Origin of the sequence: Pseudomonas sp. AL 58 (assembly GCF_036348395.1) — a bacterium.
Classification (GTDB): Bacteria; Pseudomonadota; Gammaproteobacteria; order Pseudomonadales; family Pseudomonadaceae; genus Aquipseudomonas; species Aquipseudomonas defluvii.
In genome coordinates this window covers 19,074-42,913 of record NZ_JAZBQR010000004.1, presented here as the reverse complement: position 1 = coordinate 42,913, position 23,840 = coordinate 19,074, and the positions used below count along the sequence as shown (strand labels likewise).

At 61.0% G+C, this 23,840-nt stretch carries 24 protein-coding genes and 1 tRNA gene; 11 read left to right on the top strand and 14 right to left on the bottom strand.

Annotated features, from left to right (window positions below):
* Position 1: 1 nt before the first annotated feature.
* Positions 2–775, bottom strand: a complete 774-nt coding sequence (locus UIA24_RS05595) for an ABC transporter ATP-binding protein (RefSeq protein ID WP_065761807.1) — start codon at positions 773–775, stop codon at positions 2–4.
* 601 nt (positions 776–1,376) lie between these two features.
* Here UIA24_RS05595 and gabP point away from each other — a divergent pair.
* Positions 1,377–2,774 (top strand): GABA permease, encoded by a 1,398-nt coding sequence (gene gabP / locus UIA24_RS05590; protein ID WP_330522383.1) that lies wholly within the window; start codon positions 1,377–1,379, stop codon positions 2,772–2,774.
* A gap of 161 nt (positions 2,775–2,935) precedes the next feature.
* Here gabP and UIA24_RS05585 read toward each other — a convergent pair whose 3' ends face one another.
* The 7 genes from UIA24_RS05585 to panM form a co-directional block, all read right to left on the bottom strand.
* Positions 2,936–3,379, bottom strand: a complete 444-nt coding sequence (locus UIA24_RS05585) for a hypothetical protein (RefSeq protein ID WP_065761809.1) — start codon at positions 3,377–3,379, stop codon at positions 2,936–2,938.
* A 101-nt stretch (positions 3,380–3,480) separates the two neighbouring features.
* The gene (gene ppk2, locus UIA24_RS05580) at positions 3,481–4,377 is read right to left on the bottom strand and encodes a polyphosphate kinase 2 (protein WP_176717483.1); all 897 of its coding nucleotides are present in this window, start codon (positions 4,375–4,377) and stop codon (positions 3,481–3,483) included.
* 380 nt (positions 4,378–4,757) lie between these two features.
* Positions 4,758–4,833 (bottom strand) — tRNA-Phe (locus UIA24_RS05575).
* 91 nt (positions 4,834–4,924) lie between these two features.
* Positions 4,925–5,197: an oxidative damage protection protein gene (locus tag UIA24_RS05570; RefSeq protein WP_065760226.1), complete on the bottom strand. Its 273-nt coding sequence runs from the start codon at positions 5,195–5,197 to the stop codon at positions 4,925–4,927.
* Complete coding sequence (gene mutY / locus UIA24_RS05565) at positions 5,194–6,261, bottom strand: A/G-specific adenine glycosylase (RefSeq protein ID WP_330522382.1); 1,068 nt, start codon at positions 6,259–6,261, stop codon at positions 5,194–5,196. The genes UIA24_RS05570 and mutY overlap by 4 nt, the downstream gene beginning before the upstream one ends.
* Positions 6,258–8,495, bottom strand: a complete 2,238-nt coding sequence (locus UIA24_RS05560) for an AsmA family protein (RefSeq protein WP_330522381.1) — start codon at positions 8,493–8,495, stop codon at positions 6,258–6,260. The genes mutY and UIA24_RS05560 overlap by 4 nt, the downstream gene beginning before the upstream one ends.
* Before the next feature lie 91 nt (positions 8,496–8,586).
* Positions 8,587–8,994, bottom strand: a complete 408-nt coding sequence (gene panM, locus UIA24_RS05555) for an aspartate 1-decarboxylase autocleavage activator PanM (protein ID WP_330522380.1) — start codon at positions 8,992–8,994, stop codon at positions 8,587–8,589.
* Between the two features lie 223 nt (positions 8,995–9,217).
* Here panM and UIA24_RS05550 point away from each other — a divergent pair, with 223 nt between their 5' ends.
* The 6 genes from UIA24_RS05550 to hisF all read left to right on the top strand — a co-directional run bounded on the left by UIA24_RS05550 (position 9,218) and on the right by hisF (position 14,116).
* The gene (locus tag UIA24_RS05550; RefSeq protein ID WP_065760222.1) at positions 9,218–10,876 is read left to right on the top strand and encodes an OFA family MFS transporter; all 1,659 of its coding nucleotides are present in this window, start codon (positions 9,218–9,220) and stop codon (positions 10,874–10,876) included.
* Between the two features lie 187 nt (positions 10,877–11,063).
* The gene (gene hisB, locus UIA24_RS05545; protein WP_010221320.1) at positions 11,064–11,657 is read left to right on the top strand and encodes an imidazoleglycerol-phosphate dehydratase HisB; all 594 of its coding nucleotides are present in this window, start codon (positions 11,064–11,066) and stop codon (positions 11,655–11,657) included.
* On the top strand, positions 11,657–12,295 hold the full coding sequence (gene hisH / locus UIA24_RS05540; protein WP_065760221.1) for an imidazole glycerol phosphate synthase subunit HisH: 639 nt from the start codon (positions 11,657–11,659) through the stop codon (positions 12,293–12,295). Before hisB ends, hisH begins: the two co-directional genes overlap by 1 nt.
* The gene (locus UIA24_RS05535) at positions 12,295–12,555 is read left to right on the top strand and encodes a DUF2164 domain-containing protein (RefSeq protein WP_065760220.1); all 261 of its coding nucleotides are present in this window, start codon (positions 12,295–12,297) and stop codon (positions 12,553–12,555) included. Before hisH ends, UIA24_RS05535 begins: the two co-directional genes overlap by 1 nt.
* 42 nt (positions 12,556–12,597) lie before the next feature.
* On the top strand, positions 12,598–13,335 hold the full coding sequence (gene hisA, locus UIA24_RS05530; protein ID WP_007921811.1) for a 1-(5-phosphoribosyl)-5-[(5-phosphoribosylamino)methylideneamino]imidazole-4-carboxamide isomerase: 738 nt from the start codon (positions 12,598–12,600) through the stop codon (positions 13,333–13,335).
* Between the two features lie 10 nt (positions 13,336–13,345).
* Positions 13,346–14,116: an imidazole glycerol phosphate synthase subunit HisF gene (gene hisF, locus UIA24_RS05525; RefSeq protein WP_065760219.1), complete on the top strand. Its 771-nt coding sequence runs from the start codon at positions 13,346–13,348 to the stop codon at positions 14,114–14,116.
* 46 nt (positions 14,117–14,162) lie between these two features.
* On the opposite strand, the gene choV is transcribed toward hisF, so the two are convergent.
* From choV to UIA24_RS05510, 3 genes are all read right to left on the bottom strand, one after another.
* Positions 14,163–15,341, bottom strand: a complete 1,179-nt coding sequence (choV, locus tag UIA24_RS05520) for a choline ABC transporter ATP-binding protein (RefSeq protein ID WP_065760218.1) — start codon at positions 15,339–15,341, stop codon at positions 14,163–14,165.
* Positions 15,338–16,186: a choline ABC transporter permease subunit gene (gene choW, locus UIA24_RS05515; RefSeq protein WP_178081693.1), complete on the bottom strand. Its 849-nt coding sequence runs from the start codon at positions 16,184–16,186 to the stop codon at positions 15,338–15,340. Before choW ends, choV begins: the two co-directional genes overlap by 4 nt.
* Before the next feature lie 66 nt (positions 16,187–16,252).
* On the bottom strand, positions 16,253–17,200 hold the full coding sequence (locus UIA24_RS05510) for a choline ABC transporter substrate-binding protein (RefSeq protein ID WP_099776084.1): 948 nt from the start codon (positions 17,198–17,200) through the stop codon (positions 16,253–16,255).
* A 454-nt stretch (positions 17,201–17,654) separates the two neighbouring features.
* Between UIA24_RS05510 and UIA24_RS05505 the strand changes: the two genes are divergently transcribed.
* Positions 17,655–19,031 (top strand): L-serine ammonia-lyase, encoded by a 1,377-nt coding sequence (locus UIA24_RS05505; RefSeq protein WP_099776082.1) that lies wholly within the window; start codon positions 17,655–17,657, stop codon positions 19,029–19,031.
* Positions 19,032–19,426: 395 nt separating this feature from the next.
* Complete coding sequence (locus tag UIA24_RS05500) at positions 19,427–20,530, top strand: GlxA family transcriptional regulator (protein WP_102052219.1); 1,104 nt, start codon at positions 19,427–19,429, stop codon at positions 20,528–20,530.
* A gap of 72 nt (positions 20,531–20,602) precedes the next feature.
* On the opposite strand, the gene UIA24_RS05495 is transcribed toward UIA24_RS05500, so the two are convergent.
* The 3 genes from UIA24_RS05495 to UIA24_RS05485 all read right to left on the bottom strand — a co-directional run bounded on the left by UIA24_RS05495 (position 20,603) and on the right by UIA24_RS05485 (position 21,993).
* Positions 20,603–20,863 (bottom strand): hypothetical protein, encoded by a 261-nt coding sequence (locus UIA24_RS05495; protein WP_065760213.1) that lies wholly within the window; start codon positions 20,861–20,863, stop codon positions 20,603–20,605.
* Positions 20,864–21,150: 287 nt separating this feature from the next.
* Positions 21,151–21,573 carry a DUF3010 family protein gene (locus UIA24_RS05490; RefSeq protein ID WP_330522379.1) on the bottom strand — a complete coding sequence of 141 codons (423 nt, stop codon included), beginning with the start codon at positions 21,571–21,573 and terminating at the stop codon, positions 21,151–21,153.
* Positions 21,574–21,591: 18 nt separating this feature from the next.
* Entirely contained in the window at positions 21,592–21,993 is a 402-nt protein-coding gene (locus UIA24_RS05485; protein WP_065760211.1) for a lysozyme inhibitor LprI family protein, read from the bottom strand.
* Positions 21,994–22,246: 253 nt separating this feature from the next.
* Between UIA24_RS05485 and UIA24_RS05480 the strand changes: the two genes are divergently transcribed.
* Both UIA24_RS05480 and UIA24_RS05475 read left to right on the top strand, forming a co-directional pair.
* Positions 22,247–23,224: a dipeptidase gene (locus UIA24_RS05480; RefSeq protein WP_065760210.1), complete on the top strand. Its 978-nt coding sequence runs from the start codon at positions 22,247–22,249 to the stop codon at positions 23,222–23,224.
* A 76-nt stretch (positions 23,225–23,300) separates the two neighbouring features.
* A complete protein-coding gene (locus UIA24_RS05475) occupies positions 23,301–23,831 on the top strand; it encodes a DUF5943 domain-containing protein (protein WP_065760209.1) in 531 nt (176 codons plus the stop codon).
* The last annotated feature ends 9 nt before the right edge of the window (positions 23,832–23,840 follow it).

The window sequence follows — 23,840 nt, the reverse complement described above, 5'->3', positions numbered from 1 at the left end:
GTTAGCGGTTGCTGGACATGAATTGTTTGCAGCGCGCCGAGTTCGGGTTTTCAAAAACCTGCTGCGGCGATCCTTGCTCTTCGATCAGGCCTTGGTGCAGGAAGATCACTTCGCTGGACACCTGGCGGGCAAAGCCCATTTCGTGAGTAACCAGTAGCATGGTTCGACCTTCTTCGGCCAGCGCACGGATCACGTTGAGCACTTCCTGGACCATTTCCGGGTCCAGTGCCGAGGTGGGCTCGTCAAACAGGATGACCTTGGGTTGCATGGCCAGGGTCCGGGCGATGGCGGCCCGCTGTTGTTGCCCGCCAGACAACTCGGCGGGGTAGGCGTGGCGCTTGTGGTGAATGCCGACCTTGTCCAGCAGTGCTTCGGCTGTCTCGATGGCTTCGGCCTTGCTCTGGCCCAGCACGCGACGGGGCGCCTCGATGATGTTGTCGAGGATGGTCATGTGCGGCCAGAGGTTGAAGTTCTGGAAGACGAAGCCGATCTCGCTGCGCAGGCGATTGATCTGCTTGTTGTCGGCGGCGATCAGCTCGCCGTTTTTCGCGGCCTTCAGGCGCAGCTCTTCACCCGCGACGAGGATTTGGCCTTGATGCGGGTTTTCCAGCAGGTTGATGCAGCGCAGCAGGGTGGACTTGCCTGAACCCGAAGACCCCAGAATCGAGATCACGTCGCCGTCGCGTGCGGTCAGCGAAATACCCTTGAGTATCTCCACGTCACCGTAGCGTTTGTGCAGGTTGCGGATTTCAAGCGCGGGCGTGGCCTGGGCCATGTGCGGTCCTCATGAGTTCTGATGCGCTCCTGCTGTTGTAGGCCTTCCTGGCTTGGCGCCACGCTAGCATAGCGTTCTGACGGCCGCCAACAGCGTCGGGCGGGGCAATCGGCTGGGGTGAGGGCAGGTGTCGCATCGTTGCAGCGGACTGTCGCGCCAATGTCCGCCTGCTCCCATTTCCAGGGCCGGAGCCTTGATGAAAAAAGGCGCGATGGTGCCAGTTTTGGCCGGTACTGGGAAGCCGTATTTAGTCCTGTGCCCTCTGGGCTGCCTGTGGGTTGCACTGCCGGGTTGCACTTTTATTGCGCAAAAAATGTGCAGGGGTGTTACCACCGGCCGATTTCGGTGCACCTGCATGTATGTGTAACTGAGTATTTCGGTAATCTGAGGTGCGATGCCCTTGAATAATGGCCTTTTGGCCAGCCTTTGGCCAAAAGGCCCGCAAGGCTCGTTGTAGGGGGTTGTGCTGAATGCGCAGCTGCTGCTGAAAAAATTTTGGCGCAGTTCTTGCTCAAGGCATGGGTAACAGGACGTATCAGTCTTTCTTTACGAAGGGTGTGATTCAGGATTAGAGCGCCCATTCCTCGCTATAGGTAGTGTTATGAGCGGTACGCACAACTCCAATGACCTCGCTCAGGGGCTCAAGCAGCGGCATGTCACCATGCTGTCCATCGCGGGTGTAATCGGTGCCGGTTTGTTCGTCGGCTCCGGCCATGCCATCGCCGAAGCCGGCCCTGCCGTGCTGCTGGCCTACGCCGCTGCCGGTACGCTGGTGGTGTTGGTGATGCGCATGTTGGCCGAAATGGCCGTGGCGTCGCCGGATACCGGTTCTTTCTCCACCTACGCCGACAAGGCCATCGGCCACTGGGCCGGTTTCACCATCGGCTGGTTGTACTGGTGGTTCTGGGTGTTGGTGATCCCGTTGGAGGCCAACGCCGCCGCGACCATTTTGCACGCCTGGTTCCCTGATATTGCGATTTGGGCCTTTACCCTGATCATTACCCTGTTGCTGACCGCAACCAACCTGTTCAGCGTGAAGAACTACGGCGAGTTCGAGTTCTGGTTCGCCTTGATGAAGGTGGTGGCGATCATCGGCTTCATCATTCTCGGGCTGGCAGCGATCTTCGGTTTCATGCCGAACAGCCAGGTCAGCGGTGTCAGCCACCTGTTCGATACCCAGGGCTTCATGCCTAACGGGATGGGGGCGGTGCTGGCGGCCATGCTGACCACCATGTTCTCGTTCATGGGTACTGAGATTGTCACCATTGCCGCGGCCGAATCGAAAGACCCGTGCAAGCAGATCACCAAGGCGACCAACTCGGTCATCTGGCGGATTTGCCTGTTCTACCTCGTATCGATCTTTATCGTCGTGGCACTGGTGCCGTGGAACCATGGCCCATTGGCAGAAGTCGGTTCGTACCAGACGGTGCTGAACCTGATCGGCGTGCCGAATGCCAAGGTGATCGTCGACATCGTCGTGCTGATTGCAGTAACCAGTTGCCTGAACTCGGCGCTGTACACCTCCTCGCGCATGCTGTTCTCCCTCGGCAAGCGTGGTGACGCCCCGGCAATTGCCCGGCGCACCAACGCCAGCGGCACGCCACACTGGGCGGTGCTGTTGTCGACTGCTGCTGCGTTCCTGGCCGTGTTCGCCAACTATGTCGCGCCGGCGGCGGTGTTCGAGTTCCTGCTGGCCAGCTCTGGCGCCATTGCGCTGCTGGTGTACCTGGTGATTGCCATCTCGCAACTGCGCATGCGTCGTCAGCGCATAGCCCGTGGTGAGAAGATCGTCTTCAAGATGTGGCTGTTCCCGGGCCTGACCTGGGCGACCATCCTGTTCATCGTTGGCATCCTGACGGTCATGCTGATCCGCCCGGACCATCGGGTGGAGATCATCGCGACTGGCCTGCTGACCATCGCCGTGGTCGCTGCGGGCCTGCTGACGGCGCGCAAGCACAAGGCCCTGGCCGCTGGGCGTGCCGCCGTACTGAACAACTGATACACGGCTGTTGAGCAAAAAGGCCGCTACCCGAAAGGGAGCGGCCTTTTTGCTACTGTGGGAGCGGTGCTTGCCCGCGATGCAGGCACCGCGAACTTACTGGCGCCCCACTGACCCTATCGCGGGCAAGCCCGGCTCCTTCAGGATGAGCTGTAGCCCTGTTATGCCGGGCGCTTTTGTACTTTCGAGACGGCTTCCGAGGCGGCGACGTAGGCTTCCTGGAATTCGTCGCTCTCCAGCCAGGCCATGGCGGTGGCTTCGTCGGCGTCGTCGAGCCATTTGCGGTAGGCGCAGAAGACCATGACGATGTAGTCGGTCGATTGCTCTTCCTTGTGCCCCTTGAGCACCAGGGCCAGCAACGGGTCGACGAGGAACACCGCGATCATTGCCTGCAGGCCGTTGTCTTGCGCCTGGGCTTGTTTCATTTTCTCGAACAGGGCGTTGTAGCTGCCCGAGTTCATGGCCTTGTTGAATACCTGCTCAACACCCACGCTGGAAGCGTCCGACGAGCTCTTGACCGCCTGCCCACTGCGCACCATTCGGTTTTCCCGGGCCTTGTTGGCGGCGCGTTTGGCGCGTTTCTGTTGTTTGCTGCTGGAGGCCATCGATGAAATCCTTGAAATAAGCTGATGCGTCCGGCTATTGAAACGCAGTTGGTCAGGAAACCCAAGCTGCGTCTGGTGCGTTGTGGTGGGCGGCAGGTGGCTCAGGCGGGCAATGACAGCGGCTGGGTGCTCGGCTCAATCCGGTGTTCGGTGGTCGCTCTTTCGTCTTCCTCGATCACCCGTGAAGCACGGTCGACCAGCAGCGGGTCCGGCTGATGGGCGACTTTCAGGTTCTTGCCCGGGTAGTCGAGTGAGTGCAGGAAGTGGCGAATGCAGTTGAGGCGCGCGCGCTTCTTGTCATCCGACTTGATCACGGTCCAGGGGGCGTCGGCGGTGTCGGTGTGGAAGAACATGGCTTCCTTGGCCGCGGTGTAGTCGTCCCAGCGGTCCAGCGACTTGATGTCGATGGGCGAGAGTTTCCAGTGCTTGAGCGGGTCGTCGCGGCGCGAGATGAAGCGTCGCAGTTGTTCTTCGCGGTCCACTGAGAACCAGTACTTGAACAGCAGGATGCCGCTGTTGCAGAGCATGCGTTCAAGGTCTGGCGCCTGGCGCATGAATTCCAGGTACTGCAGCGGGGTGCAGAATTCCATCACCCGCTCGACGCCAGCGCGGTTGTACCAGGAGCGGTCGAAGAAGACCATTTCACCCGCTGTGGGCAGGTGCTGGATGTAGCGCTGGAAGTACCACTGGCCTTTTTCCTGTTCGGAAGGCTTCTCCAGGGCGACGATTCGCGCGCCACGTGGGTTCAGGTGTTCCATGAAGCGTTTGATGGTGCCGCCTTTGCCCGCCGCATCACGGCCTTCAAAAAGCACCACGATCCGTTGCCCGGTTTCCTTGACCCAGTTTTGCACCTTGAGCAGTTCGATCTGCAGCTCGTGCTTGGCCTTTTCGTATTCAAGGCGGCGCATGCGGTTGCGGTACGGGTAGCGGGCCGGAAGTTTCGCCGAGGAGCTGTCTTCGTTCGAACCATGGGGCGCGGAAATCACTTGCAGGGCCATTGGTTGCTGGCTGGCCAGAGTGATTTCGGCTTCAAGGTTTTTCACGGCTGCCGGTTTGCTGGTGCTGCGCGCTCGGCGGGTGCGCGGTGCAGTGGCTTTGCGCGGGGCGCTTTTGCTGGTGCTGAGCGTTGCGGTTGGCGTGGTGCTTTCAGGCAAGGCGCTGGGAAGGGGGTGGGCGGTTGATTCTTCGCTCATGGGAGACCTGTGTTCTCTCTCGGATGTCTAAAAGCATTTTAGGGATCCAAAAGTGATGGCACATTGACTCTCATCAATAGGGCGTCGTTTTGCCGCGAGGTGATTAAACCCCGGAAAACAAAAAACCCGCACTAGGCGGGTTTTTTGATGTTTCAGATGATGCTGGCACCATCTGAACTGAATGATGGTGCCCAGAGACGGAATCGAACCGCCGACACGGGGATTTTCAATCCCCTGCTCTACCGACTGAGCTATCTGGGCAACGGGGCGCATTAAAAGGCTTTTTCGGGCTTAGGTCAAGCAAGTTTTGAAAAATTTTTTAATTAATACCGTCGCTTACGATTTTACGGGGTTATTCGGCCGGTGGAACGTAGCCTTCGGCCTTGGCGTAGTCCTCGCCGGAGAAGAACTTGTCCATCTCGCCCTGCAGGTACTTGCGGTCTTCGGCGTTCATCATGTTCAGGCGCTTCTCGTTGATCAGCATGGTCTGGTGTTTCTGCCAGTCGGCCCAGGCTTTCTGCGAGATGTGGTTGAAGATGTCTTCGCCCTTGGCGCCTGGGTAGGGTTGGCGCTCCAGGCCTGGCAGTTCTTCTTTGTACTTGCGGCACATTACGGTACGGGTCATGACGACTCTCCTGAATTCAAGGCATCGGCTGCGCGTTTGAGCAGCTTTTTCACCGGGGCGGCAAGGCCCAGGCGCGGCGGGGTGGCGAGGTTATACCAGAGCCAGTCGGCCTCGGCCACGTGCTCGCCCCGGCTGTCGACGCGCACCAGCCAGGGTTCGATGGCCAACTGGAAGTGGCTGAAGGTGTGGGTCAGGCCGCTCAGTGCCTGACGGCTGTCCAGGGTCAACTGGTGCTGTTCGGCAAGGTGCTCAAGGTCAGCCAGGGTATCGAGCTCGGGCAGGCTCCAGAGCCCGCCCCAGAGGCCGCTGGAGGGCCGGCGATAAAGCAGGATCGCGCCTTCACGGTTGGCCAGCAGGGGCATCAGCGTACTGCGCTGTGGCAGGGCTTTGCGCGGCTTGGGCAGCGGGTAGCGGGTTTCCTGGCCAAGCAGGTGCGCTTCACAGCCGCGTTTGAGCGGGCAGAGCAGGCAACTTGGCTTGCTGCGGGTACACAGGGTGGCGCCCAGGTCCATCATCGCCTGGGTGTAGTGGTTCACCCGGCTATGCGGGGTAAAACGCTCGGCGGTGGCCCACAGCGCCTTGGCCACCTTCGGCTCGCCAGGGTAGCCCTCCTGGGCACTGTAGCGGGCCAGTACCCGTTTCACGTTGCCGTCGAGGATCGGCGCGCGCAGGCCCATGCTGATGCTGGCGATGGCACCGGCCGTGGACAGGCCGATACCGGGCAAGTCGGTGAGTTTTTCCACGTCTCGGGGAAACTCGCCGGCGTACTGCTCGACAACGATCTTCGCGGTCTTCTGCAGGTTGCGGGCGCGGGTGTAGTAGCCCAGGCCCGTCCACAGGTGCAGCACTTCGTCTTCCTCTGCTGCGGCCAGCGCTTCAACGGTCGGCAGAGCGTCCATGAAGCGCCCGAAGTAGTTGAGCACGGTGCTCACCTGGGTCTGCTGCAGCATGATTTCCGACACCCACACCCGATAGGGGGTGATGCCCTGTTGCCAGGGCAGGTCGTGGCGGCCGTGTTGGTCGTACCACTCCAGTACGGCACTGGAGAACTGCTCGGGACTCATTGCTTGAACAGCCCCTTGAGTGCGTCTTTCAATTCTGGAGATACCTTATCGCCTAACTTTTCGTTGATCTTTTCGCTGAGTTTGTCACCGGCCAGCTTCGCCGCCACCTTGCCCAGGCCGTCCTTGTCGACACGGCAGGCCTTGGCGCCCAGCTCCAGCGGGCCACGGCAATGCAGTGGCCACTCAAGGCCGACGTAGCGTGAATTGACCTGGCAGGCCGGGTCGGGCATGTCGCGCTTGTCACCTTCGATGATCACGCCAACGCGGTAGTCCATGCCCAACACCCGCAGGTCGAGGTCGCCGGCACCGTTGACGGTCAGGCCAGGAATCCGCACCTTCAGGTCCGGGTTGCTGGCCACGCCATTGCGCAGTACCAGGCTGCCTTTGAGTTCCTCGAATGGGGTGTCCTTGCCTCGCGGCTCGCCACTCAATGCCTTGCGGTTGAGTGTGGCGATCCCTTGGCAGAGTTGTTGTTCAAGGTTGGCATCGACCAGCACGCCGTTGTTGATGGCGAAGCTGGCGTTGCCGTTGAGGGTGTCGATCAACGCTTTCTGGCTGTTGCCGCTGGCGGTCAGGTCGCTCGAGAGGTCGAGCAGGCCCTTGAGCGGCGAGCTGTCGTCTTCGCCCTTGATGAAGTGTTCCACGGGTACCCGGTTGATCTGCGTGTTCAGGCCGATCTGCGGGATTGCCGGGCGCACGTCGAGCTTGCCCTTGCTCTCGAAGTCGCCGTTGTACAGGCCGCCGCGCAGGGTTTCCAGGGTGAGCAAGCCGCCCTGGCCGCTGGCTTTGAGGCTGGCGTCTTCGATCGGCAGTTTTTTCAGGGTCAGCAGTCCGAAGTTCAGGTCGGCTTGCAGGTCGAGTTGGCGCAGGCGCTCCACGGGCAGCAGGGTGTCACTGCTCCAGGCCACTTGAGTCGGCGCGTCCGGCAACGGCGTGGTGCCTCCACCGGCGAGTGCGCCGGCTTCCTTGCCTTTGACCTCGGCCTTGCGTGCGGCGCTGGCACTGGCGGCGGTTTCGCTTTTAGCCGGCAGGTAGCGGTCCGCATCGAACTTGTCGGCCTTGAGCTGCAGGCGCAGGGCCTGTTTGGCGAAGTCGTCGATGGCTACCCGACCGCTGAAGGTGCTGTCGTCGAGTTTTACCGTCAGGTCTTCCAGGGCCAGGCTGGTGCTGCTGCCTTGCAGGCGGCTGACCAGTTCGAATTTGCTCAGGGCGGTGGTGTCGGCCATCGCTGGCAGGGGGTAGCCGATGCTGTCGAGGAAGGTCCGCAGGTTGAGCTGGGCGATGGACAGGCCGCCAGTGATTTTCGGTGCCTTGTCCAGGTCGCGCAGGTTCAACTCGCCGAGGGCGCGCAGTTGGTTGGCGGACACCTTCAGGCTGTTCCATTCGGCGACATTGGCGGCCAGGTCAACCAGCAACTGGCCCTGGGCGGCAAAGGTCATGGTCTTGCCCTGCAGCGGCTCGCCGGAGGCTTCACCGGTGAGCTTCATGTCTTCGAGCTGGTAACGCTTGAGGGCGCGGTCAAAGCGCAGTTCACCGTTGAGCTCGGTGCGGGCGCGCAGCACTGGCTGGCCGACGCTGAGGAATGCGGTGAGTTTCAGCGGGATGTCGACCCCTTCATGCACCGCCCCCGTGCTCAGTTGGATGCTGTCGGCATTGAAGGTCTGGCCGTTGCGTGCATCGCTGTACTGCACACGGGCGTTGTTTACGGTGAGGCTGTCGATGTCCAGCTTGACCGGGCGCTCGTTGGCCGTGGCCGCCTGGCTGGTTTCGGCCGGTGCCGGTGTAGCCGTAGTAGCGGGCGTCGTGGTTGTGGCGGGGGTGGTGCCTGGCAATGGCTTGCCGAAGTCTTCCCAGTTGGCATGGCCGTTTTCGTCACGGGTCAGGGTCAGGTTCAACCCTTCGACCCGGACATCGCTCATTTGTACTTCGCGGCGCAGCAGGGGCAGCACGCGCACGGAAAGGCCAAGCATTTTCAGGTCGGCGAACGGGGTTTTCGGGGTGTCCAGGGTCGCGATGCTGGCGTCGTGCAGTTCCAGGCCCAGCCAGGGGAACAGGCTCCAGCCGATGTCGCCGTTGAGGGTCAGCTCAATGTTGGCCTTGTCGCGAGCCAGCTGGCGAATCTCGTCTTTGTAGTCGTTGGGATCGAAGAGGTGGGTCAGGGCGAAACCCAGAGCCACAATGATCAGCAACAACCCGAGAAGTACCAGCCCCAGGATTTTGCCGAACGCTTTCATGGGCGAGTCCTTGTAGTCCGATTTTTAGAAAATTCAGCCGCAGAGTATAGCGCTGCGCATTTGGTTGCCGGTTTAAGTGCGTGCCCCAGCGTTATACGGTTGCGGACAGCTCCAGCGGCAGGTCCAGTTGGCTTGCCAGCGCCTGAATGGCCGCGCACTTGGTCATGGCCTGCAAGCGCAGTGTTTGCCCGGCTTCGCGGGCCATACGCTGTGCTTCGCTGACCAGTCGCAGGCCCACCCCGCGTCGACGCGTCACGCTGCGCACGCACAAGTGCGACAGGCGCCAGGCGTCATGCTGAGGCGTAAGGCGGGCAGCGCCTAGCAGACGATCGTTGAACCGCGCTGCGATCAGGCTGCCGTCGGCCAAGGCTGCGGCCAACCAGGCTTCGGCGGTTTCGCCAGGGGCAAACAGATCGGCAGGTGCATCGGCGTAGATCTTCGCCAGGTCCAGCCGGTCTTGTTGGCTCGGTGTACGCACGGCTTCGACAACGACAGGCATGTAGGTTCCTCGTGACAGGTCAGTTAACTAAAAAAGGACGATATCAGATTGCTTTCAGTGAGCCCGGCAAATGGTACCCTTTCGCGGTTTTCAGGTGCCTGTGTAGCGTTTTGCCGCATTTTACTGATTGCCTGCCGCTAGAACGTTCGCTACCCGCGTGCGCCAAGGTCGAGGGCGGATGTGGGGCCTGCGAACCGTCCAGATCGATAAGGGAAAACAATAAATGAGCAGCATTACGGCAGGTGCGATTGTTCCTGCACCGAGCTTTTTGTCCAAGGAGCGCATCATCGCCCAGCCGGGCTTCAACCGCTGGCTGGTGCCGCCGGCAGCCTTGGCGATTCACCTGTGTATCGGCATGGCCTACGGCTTTTCGGTGTTCTGGTTGCCGCTGTCCAAGGCCATTGGTATCAGTGCGCCGGTTGCCTGCTCGGCAGACATGGGTTTTCTGGCTCAGGCGTTTTCCTCGAGCTGTGACTGGCCGATCTCGATGCTGGGCTGGATCTACACGCTGTTTTTCATTTTTCTCGGCTGTTCGGCAGCGATCTGGGGCGGTTGGCTTGAGCACGCCGGGCCACGCAAGGCCGGTGTGGTGTCAGCGCTGTGCTGGTGCGGCGGCCTACTGATTTCGGCGTTGGGTGTGTACACCCACCAACTGTGGCTGATGTGGCTGGGTTCCGGGGTAATTGGCGGTATTGGCCTGGGGCTGGGGTACATCTCACCGGTGTCGACCTTGATCAAGTGGTTCCCGGACAAACGCGGCATGGCCACCGGTATGGCGATCATGGGCTTTGGTGGCGGGGCCATGGTTGGTGCCCCGCTGGCGGCGGCACTGATGAACCATTTCGCCAGCCCTGAAGGGGTCGGCGTGTGGCAGAGCTTTGTGGTGATGGCGGCGATTTACTTCGTTTTCATGATCGGCGGCGCGTTGGCGTACCGCGTACCGCCTACTGGCTGGAAGCCCGAGGGCTGGGTCGCACCGCAGAAAAAAGCCAGCAATACGATGATTACCCATCGCCATGTGCATGTCAGCGTGGCCTGGAAAACCCCACAGTTTGCCTTGGTCTGGCTGGTGCTGTGCCTGAACGTCTCGGCGGGTATCGGTATCCTCGGCATGGCTTCGCCGCTGCTGCAGGAGGTGTTTGCCGGGAAGTTGCTGGGTAACGACCTGCGCTTCAGCGAGCTGAACACTGCGCAGTTGAGCCAGATCGCCGCGATTGCCGCCGGTTTCACCGGCTTGCTCAGCCTGTTCAACATTGGCGGACGGTTCTTCTGGGCCTCGTTCTCCGACTACATTGGCCGCAAGAACACCTACTTTGCCTTTTTCGCGCTGGGCTTCGCCCTGTATGCGCTGGTACCGAACATGGGCCACCTGGGCAATGTGGTGCTGTTCGTGGCGGCGTTCTGCATCATCCTCTCCATGTACGGCGGTGGCTTTGCCACGGTGCCGGCCTACCTTGCCGACCTGTTCGGCACGCACATGGTCGGCGCAATCCATGGTCGTCTGCTGACCGCCTGGGCGGCGGCGGGTGTGCTGGGGCCGGTGCTGGTCAACTACTTGCGTGAGTACCAGTTGAGCATCGGGGTCGAGCGGGCAGCCGCCTATGACATCACCTTGTACATCCTGGCCGGCTTGCTGGTACTGGGCTTCATCTGCAATGCCCTCGTGCGCCCGGTAGCCGACAAGCACTTCATGACCGACGAGCAATTGGCCGCCGAGGAAAAGCGCTCGCAGGCTCACGTCATCACCAGCGCCAAGGCACTGGAATGGCACGCCTCACCGGCGAGTATGCCGCTGGTGCTGTTGGCCTGGCTGGTCGTCGGTATTCCGCTGGCTTGGGGCGTCTGGGCGACGCTGCAGAAGACCGCCGCGTTGTTCCATTAAGCCGCTCGCCAGCAGGGCCGGCACCTTCGGGCATGCACAATTGCCGTTGGGTGCCGGCCTTCTCGGCGATCAAGCCCCCTGCAAGGCAGGCAGAAATTCCCTGCCATGCGTCATGTTCGTTTCAAGCCGAGCGTATCTGGGCCTATAATGGTCGCCTTTTTCGCCCAATGATTTCGCGGAGCAGGTGATGGTCGAACGTAAGGCTTCCGTCGAGCGCAATACTCTGGAAACCCAGATCAAGGCCTCGATCAACCTGGATGGCAGTGGCAAGGCCCGATTCGATATCGGTGTCCCCTTCTTGGAACATATGCTCGACCAGATCGCCCGACATGGGCTGATCGACCTGGACATCGAGTGCAAGGGCGACCTGCATATCGACGACCACCATACGGTCGAGGACGTCGGTATCACCCTGGGCCAGGCATTCAGCCAGGCAATCGGCGACAAGAAAGGTATCCGTCGTTACGGCCACGCCTACGTGCCGCTCGATGAAGCCCTGTCGCGTGTGGTCATCGACTTCTCGGGTCGCCCAGGCCTGCAGATGCACGTGCCGTACACCCGTGCGTCGGTCGGTGGCTTCGATGTCGACCTGTTCCAGGAGTTCTTCCAGGGCTTCGTCAACCACGCCAACGTCACGCTGCACATCGACAACCTGCGTGGGCACAACACCCACCACCAGATCGAGACCGTGTTCAAGGCCTTCGGCCGTGCCCTGCGCATGGCGATCGAGCTGGACGAGCGCATGGCCGGCCAGATGCCTTCCACCAAGGGTTGCCTGTAATGCAGACCGTTGCCGTTATCGACTATGGCATGGGCAACCTGCACTCGGTGGCCAAGGCCCTGGAGCACGTTGGCGCTGGCAAGGTACTGATCACCAGCGACGCTGCGGTCATCCGTGAGGCTGACCGTGTGGTGTTTCCAGGCGTAGGCGCGATTCGCGACTGCATGGCCGAGATCCGCCGCCTGGGCTTCGACAGCCTGGTGCAGGAAGTCAGCCAGGACCGTCCCTTCCTTGGCATCTGCGTGGGCATGCAAGCCCTGCTGGAGCACAGCGAAGAGAACGACGGCGTTGACTGCATTGGCATGTTCCCGGGCAATGTGCGCTTTTTCGGCAAGGACCTGCACGAAGACGGCGAACACCTGAAAGTGCCGCACATGGGTTGGAACGAAGTCGAGCAGACGATCGACCACCCGCTGTGGCACAACATTCCGGACCTGGCGCGGTTTTACTTTGTCCACAGCTACTACGTCACGGCCGGCAAGGCTGTGCAGGTGGTCGGTCGTGGCCACTACGGCGTCGATTTCGCCGCAGCGCTGGCCGACGGTTCACGTTTCGCCGTGCAGTTCCACCCGGAAAAAAGCCATACCCATGGCCTGCAGCTGCTGCAGAACTTCGCGGCCTGGGACGGGCGCTGGTAATGAGCAAGGCCAGGAACAAGGCCCCGATCCTGACGCTGGCGCCCGAACAGGAGCGCGAAGCGTTGGACGTACTCAAGCGCTTTCTCGAAGACCGTTTCGAGCTGCAATTGGGTTCTTTCGAGGTGGCTGAGGTCCTGGACCTGTTCAGCAAAGAGATTGCGCCACACTACTACAACAGGGCGATTGCCGATGTTCAGCTGCACCTCAAGGAGCGGTTCGAGAGCATCGAAAGCGACCTGTGGGCGCTCGAGAAGAACTGACTTCCCGAGCATCGCTGTTTACCGATTAGACAGGTTTTCCAGATGCTGATTATTCCCGCTATCGATCTCAAGGACGGTGCTTGCGTACGTCTGCGCCAAGGCCGCATGGAAGATTCCACGGTGTTTTCCGATGACCCGGTGAGCATGGCCGCCAAATGGGTTGAGGGTGGCTGCCGGCGCCTGCATCTGGTCGATCTGAACGGTGCTTTCGAGGGCCAGCCGGTCAACGGCGAAGTGGTCACCGCGATCGCCAAGCGCTACCCGAACCTGCCGATCCAGATCGGCGGCGGCATTCGTTCGCTGGAAACCATCGAGCACTACGTCAAGGCGGGCGTGAGCTACGTGATCATCGGCACCAAGGCCGTCAAAGAGCCCGAGTTCGTGGCCGAAGCCTGCCGCGCCTTCCCGGGCAAGGTCATCGTTGGCCTGGACGCCAAGGATGGCTTCGTCGCCACCGACGGCTGGGCTGAAGTCAGCTCGGTGCAGGTGATCGACCTGGCCAAGCGTTTCGAAGCCGACGGCGTCTCGGCCATCGTCTACACCGACATCGCCAAAGACGGCATGATGCAGGGCTGCAACGTACCGTTCACCGCCGCCCTGGCCGCAGCCACCAAGATCCCGGTGATCGCCTCCGGTGGCATCCACAACTTGGGTGACATCAAGGCCCTGCTCGATGCCAAGGCTCCGGGGATCATCGGCGCCATCACCGGCCGGGCGATCTATGAAGGCACCCTGGATGTCGCCGAGGCGCAAGCCTTCTGCGACAGCTACCAAGGCTGAGGAGAACGCCATGGCGCTGGCCAAACGCATCATCCCTTGCCTGGACGTCGACAACGGTCGTGTGGTCAAGGGCGTCAAGTTCGAGAACATCCGCGATGCCGGTGACCCGGTGGAAATCGCGCGGCGCTACGATGAGCAAGGCGCCGACGAGATCACCTTCCTCGATATCACGGCCAGCGTCGATGGCCGTGACACCACCCTGCACACTGTCGAGCGCATGGCCAGCCAGGTGTTCATCCCGCTGACCGTCGGTGGCGGTGTGCGCACGGTGCAGGACATCCGCAACCTGCTCAATGCCGGTGCCGACAAGGTTTCGATCAACACAGCGGCGGTGTTCAACCCTGAGTTCGTCGGCGAGGCTGCCGCGCATTTCGGTTCGCAGTGCATCGTTGTCGCCATCGACGCCAAGAAGGTCTCGGCACCGGGCGAAGCCCCGCGCTGGGAGATCTTCACCCACGGCGGGCGCAAGCCTACCGGGCTGGATGCGGTGGAGTGGGCGAAGAAGATGGAAGGCCTGGGTGCCGGTGAGATTCTCCTGACCAGCATGGACCAGGACGGCATGAAGAGCGGTTTTGACCTGGGGGTTACCCGGGCCATCAGCGATGCCTTGGGTATTCCGGTGATCGCCTCGGGCGGTGTCGGTAACCTGCAGCACCTGGCTGACGGCATTCTTGAAGGCCACGCCAGCGCTGTGCTGGCTGCGAGTATCTTCCACTTCGGTGAGTACACCGTGCCGGAAGCCAAGGCTTTTATGGCCAAGCAGGGGATTGTCGTTCGCTGACAGTCCTCCATCGCGGGCAAGCTGTGGGGCTTGCCCGCGATAGCTTTCACCCCAGGGTTTTGCCCAGCAGGGCGTGATACAACTCGCTGTCGCCGAGGATACCCACCACGCGGTTGCCTTCCTGCAGCACCAGCTTGTTGCCGGTCTGGTAACGAATCTGCAGTGCTTCGCGCATACCGATACCGGCGTTGACCAGGGTCGGCCGGCGACCCAGCTGTTCCACTGCCTCTCCCGGCCTCCAGTTCTGCAAGTCCAGCCCGTTGACGCCCTGGCGTGCACCTTTGATGGTGTTGCCTTCAGCCAGGTCCAGCCACGAGTCGACACTGGGGTCAATGCAGACCGAACCGTTGATCCGCTTGCACTTGTCCAGGGTACGCATCAGGCTGCGGCCGCAGAGGACGTTGAGCGGGTTGGTGTGGGCGACGAAGGTACGCACGTAGTCGTCGGCCGGGTTGAGGACGATCTCCTCGGGCTTGCTGTACTGGATGATCCGGCCGTCTTTCATGATGGCGATGCGGCTGCCCAGCTTCAGGGCCTCATCCAGGTCGTGGCTGACGAATACGATGGTCTTGCTCAGCTTGCGCTGCAGTTCCAGCAATTCGTCCTGCAGGCCTTGGCGGATCAGCGGGTCAAGGGCCGAGAACGGTTCGTCCATCAGCAGGATGTCGGCGTCCATGGCCAGCGCGCGGGCCAGGCCGACCCGCTGCTGCATGCCGCCAGAGAGCTCGTCGGGCTTCTTGTTGCGCCACTGGGTGAGGCCGACCAGTTCCAGCTTTTCATCCACCAGTCGGCGTCGTTCATCGGCAGGGCGGCCCTGCATTTCCAGGCCGAAGCTGATGTTTTCGCGCACGGTCAGCCAAGGCATCAGGGCGAATTTCTGGAACACCATGGCAATGCGCTTGGTGCGCATCATCTTCAGTTCAGCCGGGGTGCAGGAAGCGATGTTGATCTGCGAGCCTTCGTGTTCGACGAACAGCTTGCCACGGCTGACCGTGTTCAGGCCGTTGATGCAGCGCAGCAAGCTCGACTTGCCTGAGCCGGACAGGCCCATCAGCACGCAGATTTCGCCTTTGTTGATCTCCAGGCTGGCTTTTTCCACGCCGACCACCAGGCCGGTCTTCTTCAGGATCTGTTCGCGCGTGAAGCCTTGATCCAGCAGGCTCAGGGCCTCACGCGGTGATTTGGAGAAGATAACGTCTACCTCGTCGAAGCGAATGATGCTCATGCTTCACCCCTTACCGGTACTTCGGGTTGTTTGCAGATACGGTCGAGCATGATCGCCAGCAGTACGATCGCCAGGCCTGCTTCGAAGCCCAGGGCGATATCGGCAGTGTTCAGTGCATTGACCACGGGTTTGCCCAGGCCATCGGCTCCCACCAGCGCCGCAATCACCACCATCGACAGCGACAGCATGATGCATTGGGTGATGCCGGCAGCGATGCTTGGCATGGCGTGGGGCAGTTCGATACGCGAGAGCAATTGGCGACGTGAGCAGCCGAAGGCCTTGCCGGCATCCAGCAGCTCCTGAGGCACGTCGCAGATGCCCAGGTAGGTGAGGCGGATCGGCGCGGCGATGGCGAACACCACCGTCGAGATCAGCCCGGGCACCACACCCAGCCCGAAGAGGGTCAGGGTAGGGATCAGGTAAACGAAGGTCGGCACGGTCTGCATCAGGTCGAGTACCGGCCGCATCATGGTGTAGAACATTGGTTTGTGCGCAGCGACGATGCCCAGTGGCACACCGATAAGCACGCAGACCAGGGTGGCGAACAGCACCTGGGCCAGGGTTTCCATGGTTTCCTGCCAGTAGCCCAGGTTCAGGATCAACAGGAACGACAGGGCGACGAACGCTGTCAGTGCCCATTTGCGCTGGATCAGGTGAGCGATCAAGGCAAACAGACCGATCAGAACGAAGGGGTTGAACCAGGTCAGGGCGCCGGTAACGCCATGAATCATGAGTTCCAGTGCGGAGGCGAAAGCATCGAAGAAGTTGGCGCCGTGTTGCGTCAACCATTCGACGAATGCCGAGATGTACTGGCCCAGTGGGAGTTTATGATCGATCAGCATGATAGCGAGCGTCCACCTGCAAAGAATTGAAGACAGCCTGCGGCGGGGCAAGCCCGCCGCAGGTGGTGCTTACTGCGTCAGTTTGGCCTTGGCGGCTTCCAGGCCGGGTTTGCCGTCAACGGTGGTGACGCCGACCAGCCAGGTGTCGAGCGCCTGCGGGTTTTTCTTCAGCCAGGCCTTGGCTGCGGCGTCGGGTTTCATCTTGTCGTCCAGGACGTTACCCATCAGGGTGCTTTCCATGTCCAGGGTGAAGTACAGGTTTTTCAGCAGTTGGCCGACGTTGCTGCACTCCTGAACGTAGCCCTTGCGGGTGTTGGTCAGGACGGTTGCCTTGCCGAAATCCGGGCCGAAGAAATCATCCCCACCGCTCAAGTACTGCATCTTGAAGCGCTTGTTCATGGGGTGCGGCTCCCAGCCGAGGAACACCACGTCGGTGCCGCGACGCTGGGCGCGATCCACTTGCGAGAGCATCCCGGCCTCGCTCGACTCGACCACCTTGAAGCCGGCGTCTTTCAAGCCGAAGGCGTTCTTGTCGATCATGCTCTGGATGGTGCGGTTGCCGTCGTTGCCCGGCTCGATACCGTAGATCTTGCCGTCCAGCTCCTTCTTGAACTTGGCAATGTCGGCAAAGTCTTTCAGACCCTTGTCATACAGTGCCTGAGGCACGGCCAGGGTGTACTTGGCGTTCTCCAGGTTGGCCCGAACAGTCTCCACGGTGCCGGCATCGCGGTACGGCTTGATGTCGTTTTCCATGGTCGGCATCCAGTTGCCGAGGAACACATCCATGTTCTTGCCGTCGGCCAGCGACTTGTAGGTCACTGGTACCGAGATCATGGTGGTGCGGGTTTTGTAGCCCAGCGACTCAAGTACGGCGCTGGTGACCGCCGTGGTCACGGTGATGTCAGTCCAGCCGACATCGGAGAAGTTGACGGTACGACAGGCTTCGGGTTCTGCAGCCTGGGCCAGCACCGGCAGACTCAGCAGAGCGGCCAACAACAGCGAGGGTGAACCTTTCATGAGTGGACTCCTAGGTGTTTTCTTGTCGGGTGTCCCGCAGGACCGCCACGCGTTGTGAGTGATCTACTCGGGTGGGCCGGACGGTCGGGCGACAGCGGGACGGGTGCCGTGCAATCGAGTCGAGATTGATCATCTAACAGCCAAAAACAAACGCCTACAGGGTGCGTCGTATCCAGTACAGGCAGGGTCGCATCCAGTGCAGGTGAGGTCGTTTACAGTGTTTTTCCTCCCCGTAACGGCCCTTTACGGCGATCTGCACCGCATAAAAACGGCGTAATCCAGCGGCCAACGGCGAGCGGCGTTGCTGGACAAGAGTGGGTCGGTTGCAGACGTCAGAGCTGCTGATAAAAGCCTGATGATGCGCGCATTCCGGCGGATTGCAGCTTCAGCGTAGCAGCTCCGCCACCCGCGGCTTGTGGCGGCGGGCGTGTGCTCATTCAGGAGGTTCGCGGCCATGGCTATCAGTGTGTTTGACCTGTTCAAAATTGGTGTCGGGCCGTCCAGTTCCCACACCGTAGGGCCCATGCGAGCGGCCGCATTGTTCGTCCAGGGGCTGCGCGAACGTGGCGAGCTGGCGCAGGTCCGGCGTGTCGAAGTGCGTCTGTACGGTTCGCTGTCGGCCACCGGCATCGGCCATGGCAGTGACAACGCCGTGATCATGGGCCTGATGGGCGAATGGCCAGACGCGATAGACCCCTCACAAATCGGCCTGCGCATTGCGGTATTGCGCGAAACAGACACCTTGCTGCTGGACGGCCGGCTGCCAATCGAGTTCGTCTGGGCGCGCGACATGCGCTTGCTGGAGGAGAACCTGCCGTATCACCCGAACGCCATGACCCTGATTGCAGAAGGTGCGGAGGGTGAGTTGCACCGTGACACCTACTACTCGGTGGGCGGCGGCTTTGTGGTCGATGCCGCCCAGGCTGCCAGCGGCGTGCTAGACGCCGACACCACGGTATTGCCCTACGATTTCAACAGCGCGGTGGAGCTGCTTGAGCTGTGCAAGCAAAACGACCTGCGCGTGTCGCAATTGATGCTGGAAAACGAAAAAGTCTGGCGCAGTGAAGAGGAGATTCGGGCTGGCTTGATGAAGCTCTGGCGGGCCATGCAGGACTGTGTGGAAAACGGCCTGAAATACGAAGGCATACTGCCGGGCGGGCTGAATGTGAAGCGCCGTGCTGCCAAGTTGCACCGTAGCCTGCAGGAGCTGAACAAGCCCAATGTGATTGGCTCGACCCTCAGCGCCATGGAATGGGTGAACCTTTATGCGCTGGCGGTGAATGAAGAGAATGCTGCCGGCGGGCGCATGGTCACCGCGCCCACCAACGGTGCGGCGGGGATCATCCCGGCAGTGCTGCACTACTACATGCGTTTCAGTGAAGAGGTCAGCGAAGCCTGCGTGGTCGACTTCTTTCTGGGCGCGGCGGCGGTGGGCATCCTGTGCAAGAAGAACGCCTCGATCTCGGGCGCTGAAGTGGGCTGCCAGGGTGAGGTCGGTTCAGCCTGTGCCATGGCGGCTGCCGGGTTGGCAGAAGTACTCGGTGCGACCCCCGCGCAGTTGGAGAATGCTGCCGAGATTGGTCTGGAGCATAACCTCGGGCTGACCTGCGACCCGGTTGGCGGCCTGGTGCAGGTGCCCTGCATCGAGCGCAACGCGATTGCTGCGGTCAAGGCGATCAATGCGGCGCAGATGGCCCTGCGTGGCGACGGTGAGCATTTCATCTCCCTCGATCGGGTGATCCGCACCATGCGCGATACCGGCGCCGACATGCACGACAAGTACAAGGAAACCTCACGCGGTGGCCTTGCGGTCAGCGCCATCGAGTGCTGAACACGGCTGCGCCGTTTTCGCCCATGCCGGTGTCGGCACGCTGCTTTTTGGCGCAGCGTCGACACCGCTGCATCCCGGTCCTCCCTTCCGAGTGTCACTGCGCCTGTGGTGACACATCGCCGATGTCGCTTCCAAGCATCCTCTACACAAGTGCTACCGTACTGCTCACTTTTCCTACAGAAATGCGCTAGTCCGGCACTTTGCGTTTATAAACCTGGCGCCGAACACAGGCCATATAGACACATTGCGACGTCGTTTTCAGGTTTTATTGAATGGCTATTCAATTTCAGGCATGGCATTTGCGTTGTGTTGTGCAAAGCCCTGCATTCGAGATGGGGCCCTGACAAAAAAACCGTGCCTGAGGCGCAACCTGCATTGTGTGAGGAGAGATCGCGATGACGTCGTACAACTCCGGGGCCCAACCCCAAACCCGCACACCACAATCCATCGGCTTTCTGCTGTTGGACAATTTCACGCTGATCTCCCTGGCCTCGGCCGTGGAGCCACTGCGCATGGCCAACCAGTTGTCCGGCCGTGAACTGTATCGGTGGACTACCTTGAGCGTGGATGGCGGGCAAGTGTGGGCCAGCGACGGCTTGCAGATCACTCCGGACGCCTCAATGCACAAGGCGCCAGCAATGGACACCGTGATTGTCTGCGGTGGTATTGGTATTCAGCGCACCGTTACCCGTGAACACGTTACCTGGCTGCAAAGCCAGGCGCGGCAGTCGCGCCGGTTGGGTGCGGTGTGCACCGGCAGCTGGGCACTGGCCTGTGCGGGCCTGCTTGATGGCTTTGATTGCAGCGTGCACTGGGAATGCCTGGCAGCCATGCAGGAAGCCTTCCCTCGCGTCAGCATGAGCACCCGGCTGTTTACCCTCGACCGTAACCGCTTCACCAGTTCCGGTGGCACTGCGCCGCTGGACATGATGCTGCACCTGATCAGCCGTGATCATGGTCGTGAACTGTCAGCGGCGATCTCGGAAATGTTTGTCTACGAGCGTATTCGTAACGAGCAGGATCATCAGCGTGTGCCACTCAAGCACATGCTTGGCACCAACCAGCCGAAGCTGCAGGAAATCGTCGCGCTGATGGAAGCCAACCTGGAAGAGCCGATCGACCTTGATGAGCTGGCGGTGTATGTCGCGGTGTCGCGGCGACAGCTGGAGCGCCTGTTCCAGAAGTACCTGCACTGCTCGCCATCGCGTTATTACCTGAAGCTGCGGTTGATCCGAGCCCGGCAACTGCTCAAGCAGACGCCGATGTCGATCATCGAAGTGGCGTCGGTGTGTGGCTTTGTTTCCACGCCGCACTTCTCCAAGTGCTACCGCGAGTACTTCGGTATTCCACCGCGTGATGAGCGTGTGGGCTCCAACACCGCCCAGCAGGTGGCAATGATGCCGATTCCACAGGCACTGGTGCTGTCGCCACTGGCAGGGCCGATGTCGGCACTCAGCCAGGCGCGCAACGAATCGACTTTCGCCAGCGTACGCCTGTAGCCGAAAGCGCTTCCGGCCTTTTCGCGGGCAAGCCCGCTCCCATGCGAGAGCGGGTTTGCCCGCGAAAAGGTGTCAGCTACGGTTGCTGTTGAACTGTGCCAGCGCCGGCAACAGCTGTTTTTCGATGGCCTGGCGCACAGCCGGCAGGATGGTCGCGCTGCTGGTGTACATCTGCTCGACCATACCGCGCAGCGCCTTGGCCCGAGGCTCACTCAAGCCCCGCACCGCACACTCGCACGCTTGCTCGGCAGTTGCCCCGGCAGGCATTTCAAAACCCAGTGCGCGCAGTTGGCCCAGCAGGTCGTCCTGATCAATCAAATCCGCATGCATCATGGCTGTTGTCCTTGTCGACGGGAGGGATTGTGGGTCGATTCTGGTGTTCGCCAATCAGCGGAGCAAGGGCAGCGTGTCGCAATGGCCGGCATACCTATGAACAGGTCGTTTTCGGCTAAATCGAAGGGCAGGGGAGGCGGCACACTGGGGCCAGGTTTCAGTATGGACGGTTTGGTCACCTTCCAGATGTAGCGCGACATTGCTCGCTTTTGACCCCGGCTTGTCACGGCTTGCCGGGGTTTTTTTTGCCTTGAAGTTTGTGGCGGTGTGCGCAGGCATCGCCCGCGTTAGCGACCGGCCTTGAGCAGCACCGCGCAGGCGCATTTGTAGGCTTCGTGCTGGTACTTGTTCAGCGAGCTGGGCAATTCCAACGCGTGTTTCTTGCTGTGGGCGCTGACCGTCTGTGGTGACAGCAACTGCACCTCGCAGGTGTCCAGCAGTTGCAGGATGCCTTCGATCTTGAAGGTGGTCGGGCCACCCGCGAACTCACCTTTCTTGCTGCGTTTCTTGATTGCCAGGTGGGTGATGCCGTGGTCGGCAACGAACTGCCTGGCCTGGTTGGCGAAGGCTTTGACGTTGGCGGCCTCGTCGTCATCCTCCAGGGCGATTTTCTTGGTCGCCAAAGGCCGGTGCACCGGTAGGCCAGCTTCAAGCGTGGCCACCGCGAGCAGGGCTTCGCTGCCCTTGATTTCGATTCCGCAAACGTTCATTCGTACCTCAGGGTGGGGTTATTGCAGGCCCAGTGACTGCAGGTACTCGGAGCGATCATCGCTGCGTTGGGCCAGGCAGGTGTTCTGCGCGGTTTCGAAGTCCTTGCTGCCGGGCTTCTCGGCGAAGGTTTCCACGGCGCAATCGGCATCGCGGGCTTTGCTCCAGAGTTGCTCGGCGTTTTTCAGGCGGGCGCTCAGTTCAGTGATCTGCGCCGGCTGGCCGGCGTACTGCTCCTTGATGCGATCAAGCAGGTCGGCAAAGGCTGCATTCAGCTCGCGCTCGGCGGTCTGGCGGTTATAGACCGCGCAGTCGTAGCTCTGCTGGCTGGTTTCGACGTTGTCACAGGGCGTGCTCTCTTCTTCCGCCGCCTGGGCGCCGAAGCTCAGGGCCGCCAGGGCCAGCCATACCATTGGTTTCATCTACGACATCCCCCAAGCCGGTGTTTGGAACAGAAGTGCCGATTCTCGCTCAGCCGCGAGACAAATAACAGCGCCGCAGGCGCCCATTACAGCCATCAGGGCAGGGCCGCGAAGGGGTGCTTTGTCGCCCTTTGACGCTTTCGGCAATACCCCTGTCGTTTTTGCACCGAGGCCCTTCCGGCCCCAGGCATATGCTGGCCCCAAAGCGCCGGCAGACGATTCGGCGCAGGCATCGAGAAAAGGGGACCGCCTGATGAGCCCAGCCGAATTACACGCAGACAGCATCGTTATCGACGGGCTGATCATCGCCAAATGGAACCGCGAGCTGTTCGAGGACATGCGCAAAGGTGGCCTGACCGCCGCCAACTGCACCGTGTCGGTGTGGGAGGGCTTCCAGGCGACCGTCAACAACATTGCTGCCAGCCAGAAGCTGATCCGCGAAAACAGCGACCTGGTGATTCCGGTGAAGACCACCGCCGACATTCGTCGGGCCAAGGAACAGGGCAAGACCGGGATCATCTTCGGTTTCCAGAACGCCCATGCCTTTGAAGACCAGCTGGGCTATGTCGAGGTGTTCAAGCAGCTCGGCGTGGGCGTGGTGCAGATGTGCTACAACACCCAGAACCTGGTCGGTACCGGCTGCTATGAGCGTGACGGCGGGCTGTCGGGCTTCGGTCGCGAAGTGGTGGCCGAGATGAACCGCGTCGGCATCATGTGCGACCTCTCTCACGTGGGCTCCAAGACCAGTGAGGAAGTCATCCTCGAATCGAAAAAACCGGTGTGCTACTCCCACTGCTTGCCGTCCGGCCTGAAGCAGCACCCGCGCAACAAGTCCGATGAAGAACTGAAATTCATCGCCGACCATGGCGGCTTTGTCGGCGTGACCATGTTCGCGCCGTTCCTGGCCAAAGGCATTGACTCGACCATCGACGACTACGCCGAGGCCATCGAGTACACCATGAACATCGTCGGCGAAGACGCGATCGGTATCGGTACCGATTTCACCCAGGGCCACGGCCAGGAGTTCTTCGAGTGGCTGACCCATGACAAGGGCTACGCTCGCCGCCTGACCAACTTCGGCAAGATCGTCAACCCGCTGGGCATTCGTACCGTAGGCGAGTTCCCCAACCTTACTGAGACGCTGCTCAAGCGCGGCCACAGCGAACGCGTGGTGCGCAAGATCATGGGCGAAAACTGGGTCAACGTGCTGCGCGACGTGTGGGGCGAGTAAGCCTCCAAACCAAGTCTCTCTAACCCCTGCCAACTGAGCAGGGGCTGCCAACCAAATTTTCTGGAGTTGAGTTTCCATGGCCAAGATCGCCCCGCAATTGCCTATCGAAGTCGACAGCGAGACCGGTGTCTGGACCTCCGACGCCCTGCCGATGCTGTACGTGCCGCGGCATTTCTTCGTCAACAACCACATGGGCATCGAGGAAGTGCTCGGCGCTGACGCCTATGCCGAGATCCTCTACAAGGCTGGCTACAAGTCCGCCTGGCACTGGTGTGAAAAGGAAGCCGAGTGCCATGGCCTGGAAGGTGTCGCAGTGTTTGAGCACTACATGAAGCGCCTGTCCCAGCGTGGCTGGGGCCTGTTCAAGATCCAGGACATCGACCTGGAAAAAGGCACCGCCAGCGTCAAGCTGGAGCACTCTGCCTTCGTTTATGTGTACGGCAAGGTCGGGCGCAAGGTCGACTACATGTTCACCGGCTGGTTTGCCGGTGCCATGGACCAGATCCTGGCAGCGCGTGGCAGTTCGATCCGTACCGTGGCCGAGCAGGTCTACGGTGGTTCGGAAGAAGGCCACGACGACGGCCTGTTCATCGTCAAGCCGCTGTAAGTCGAGGAT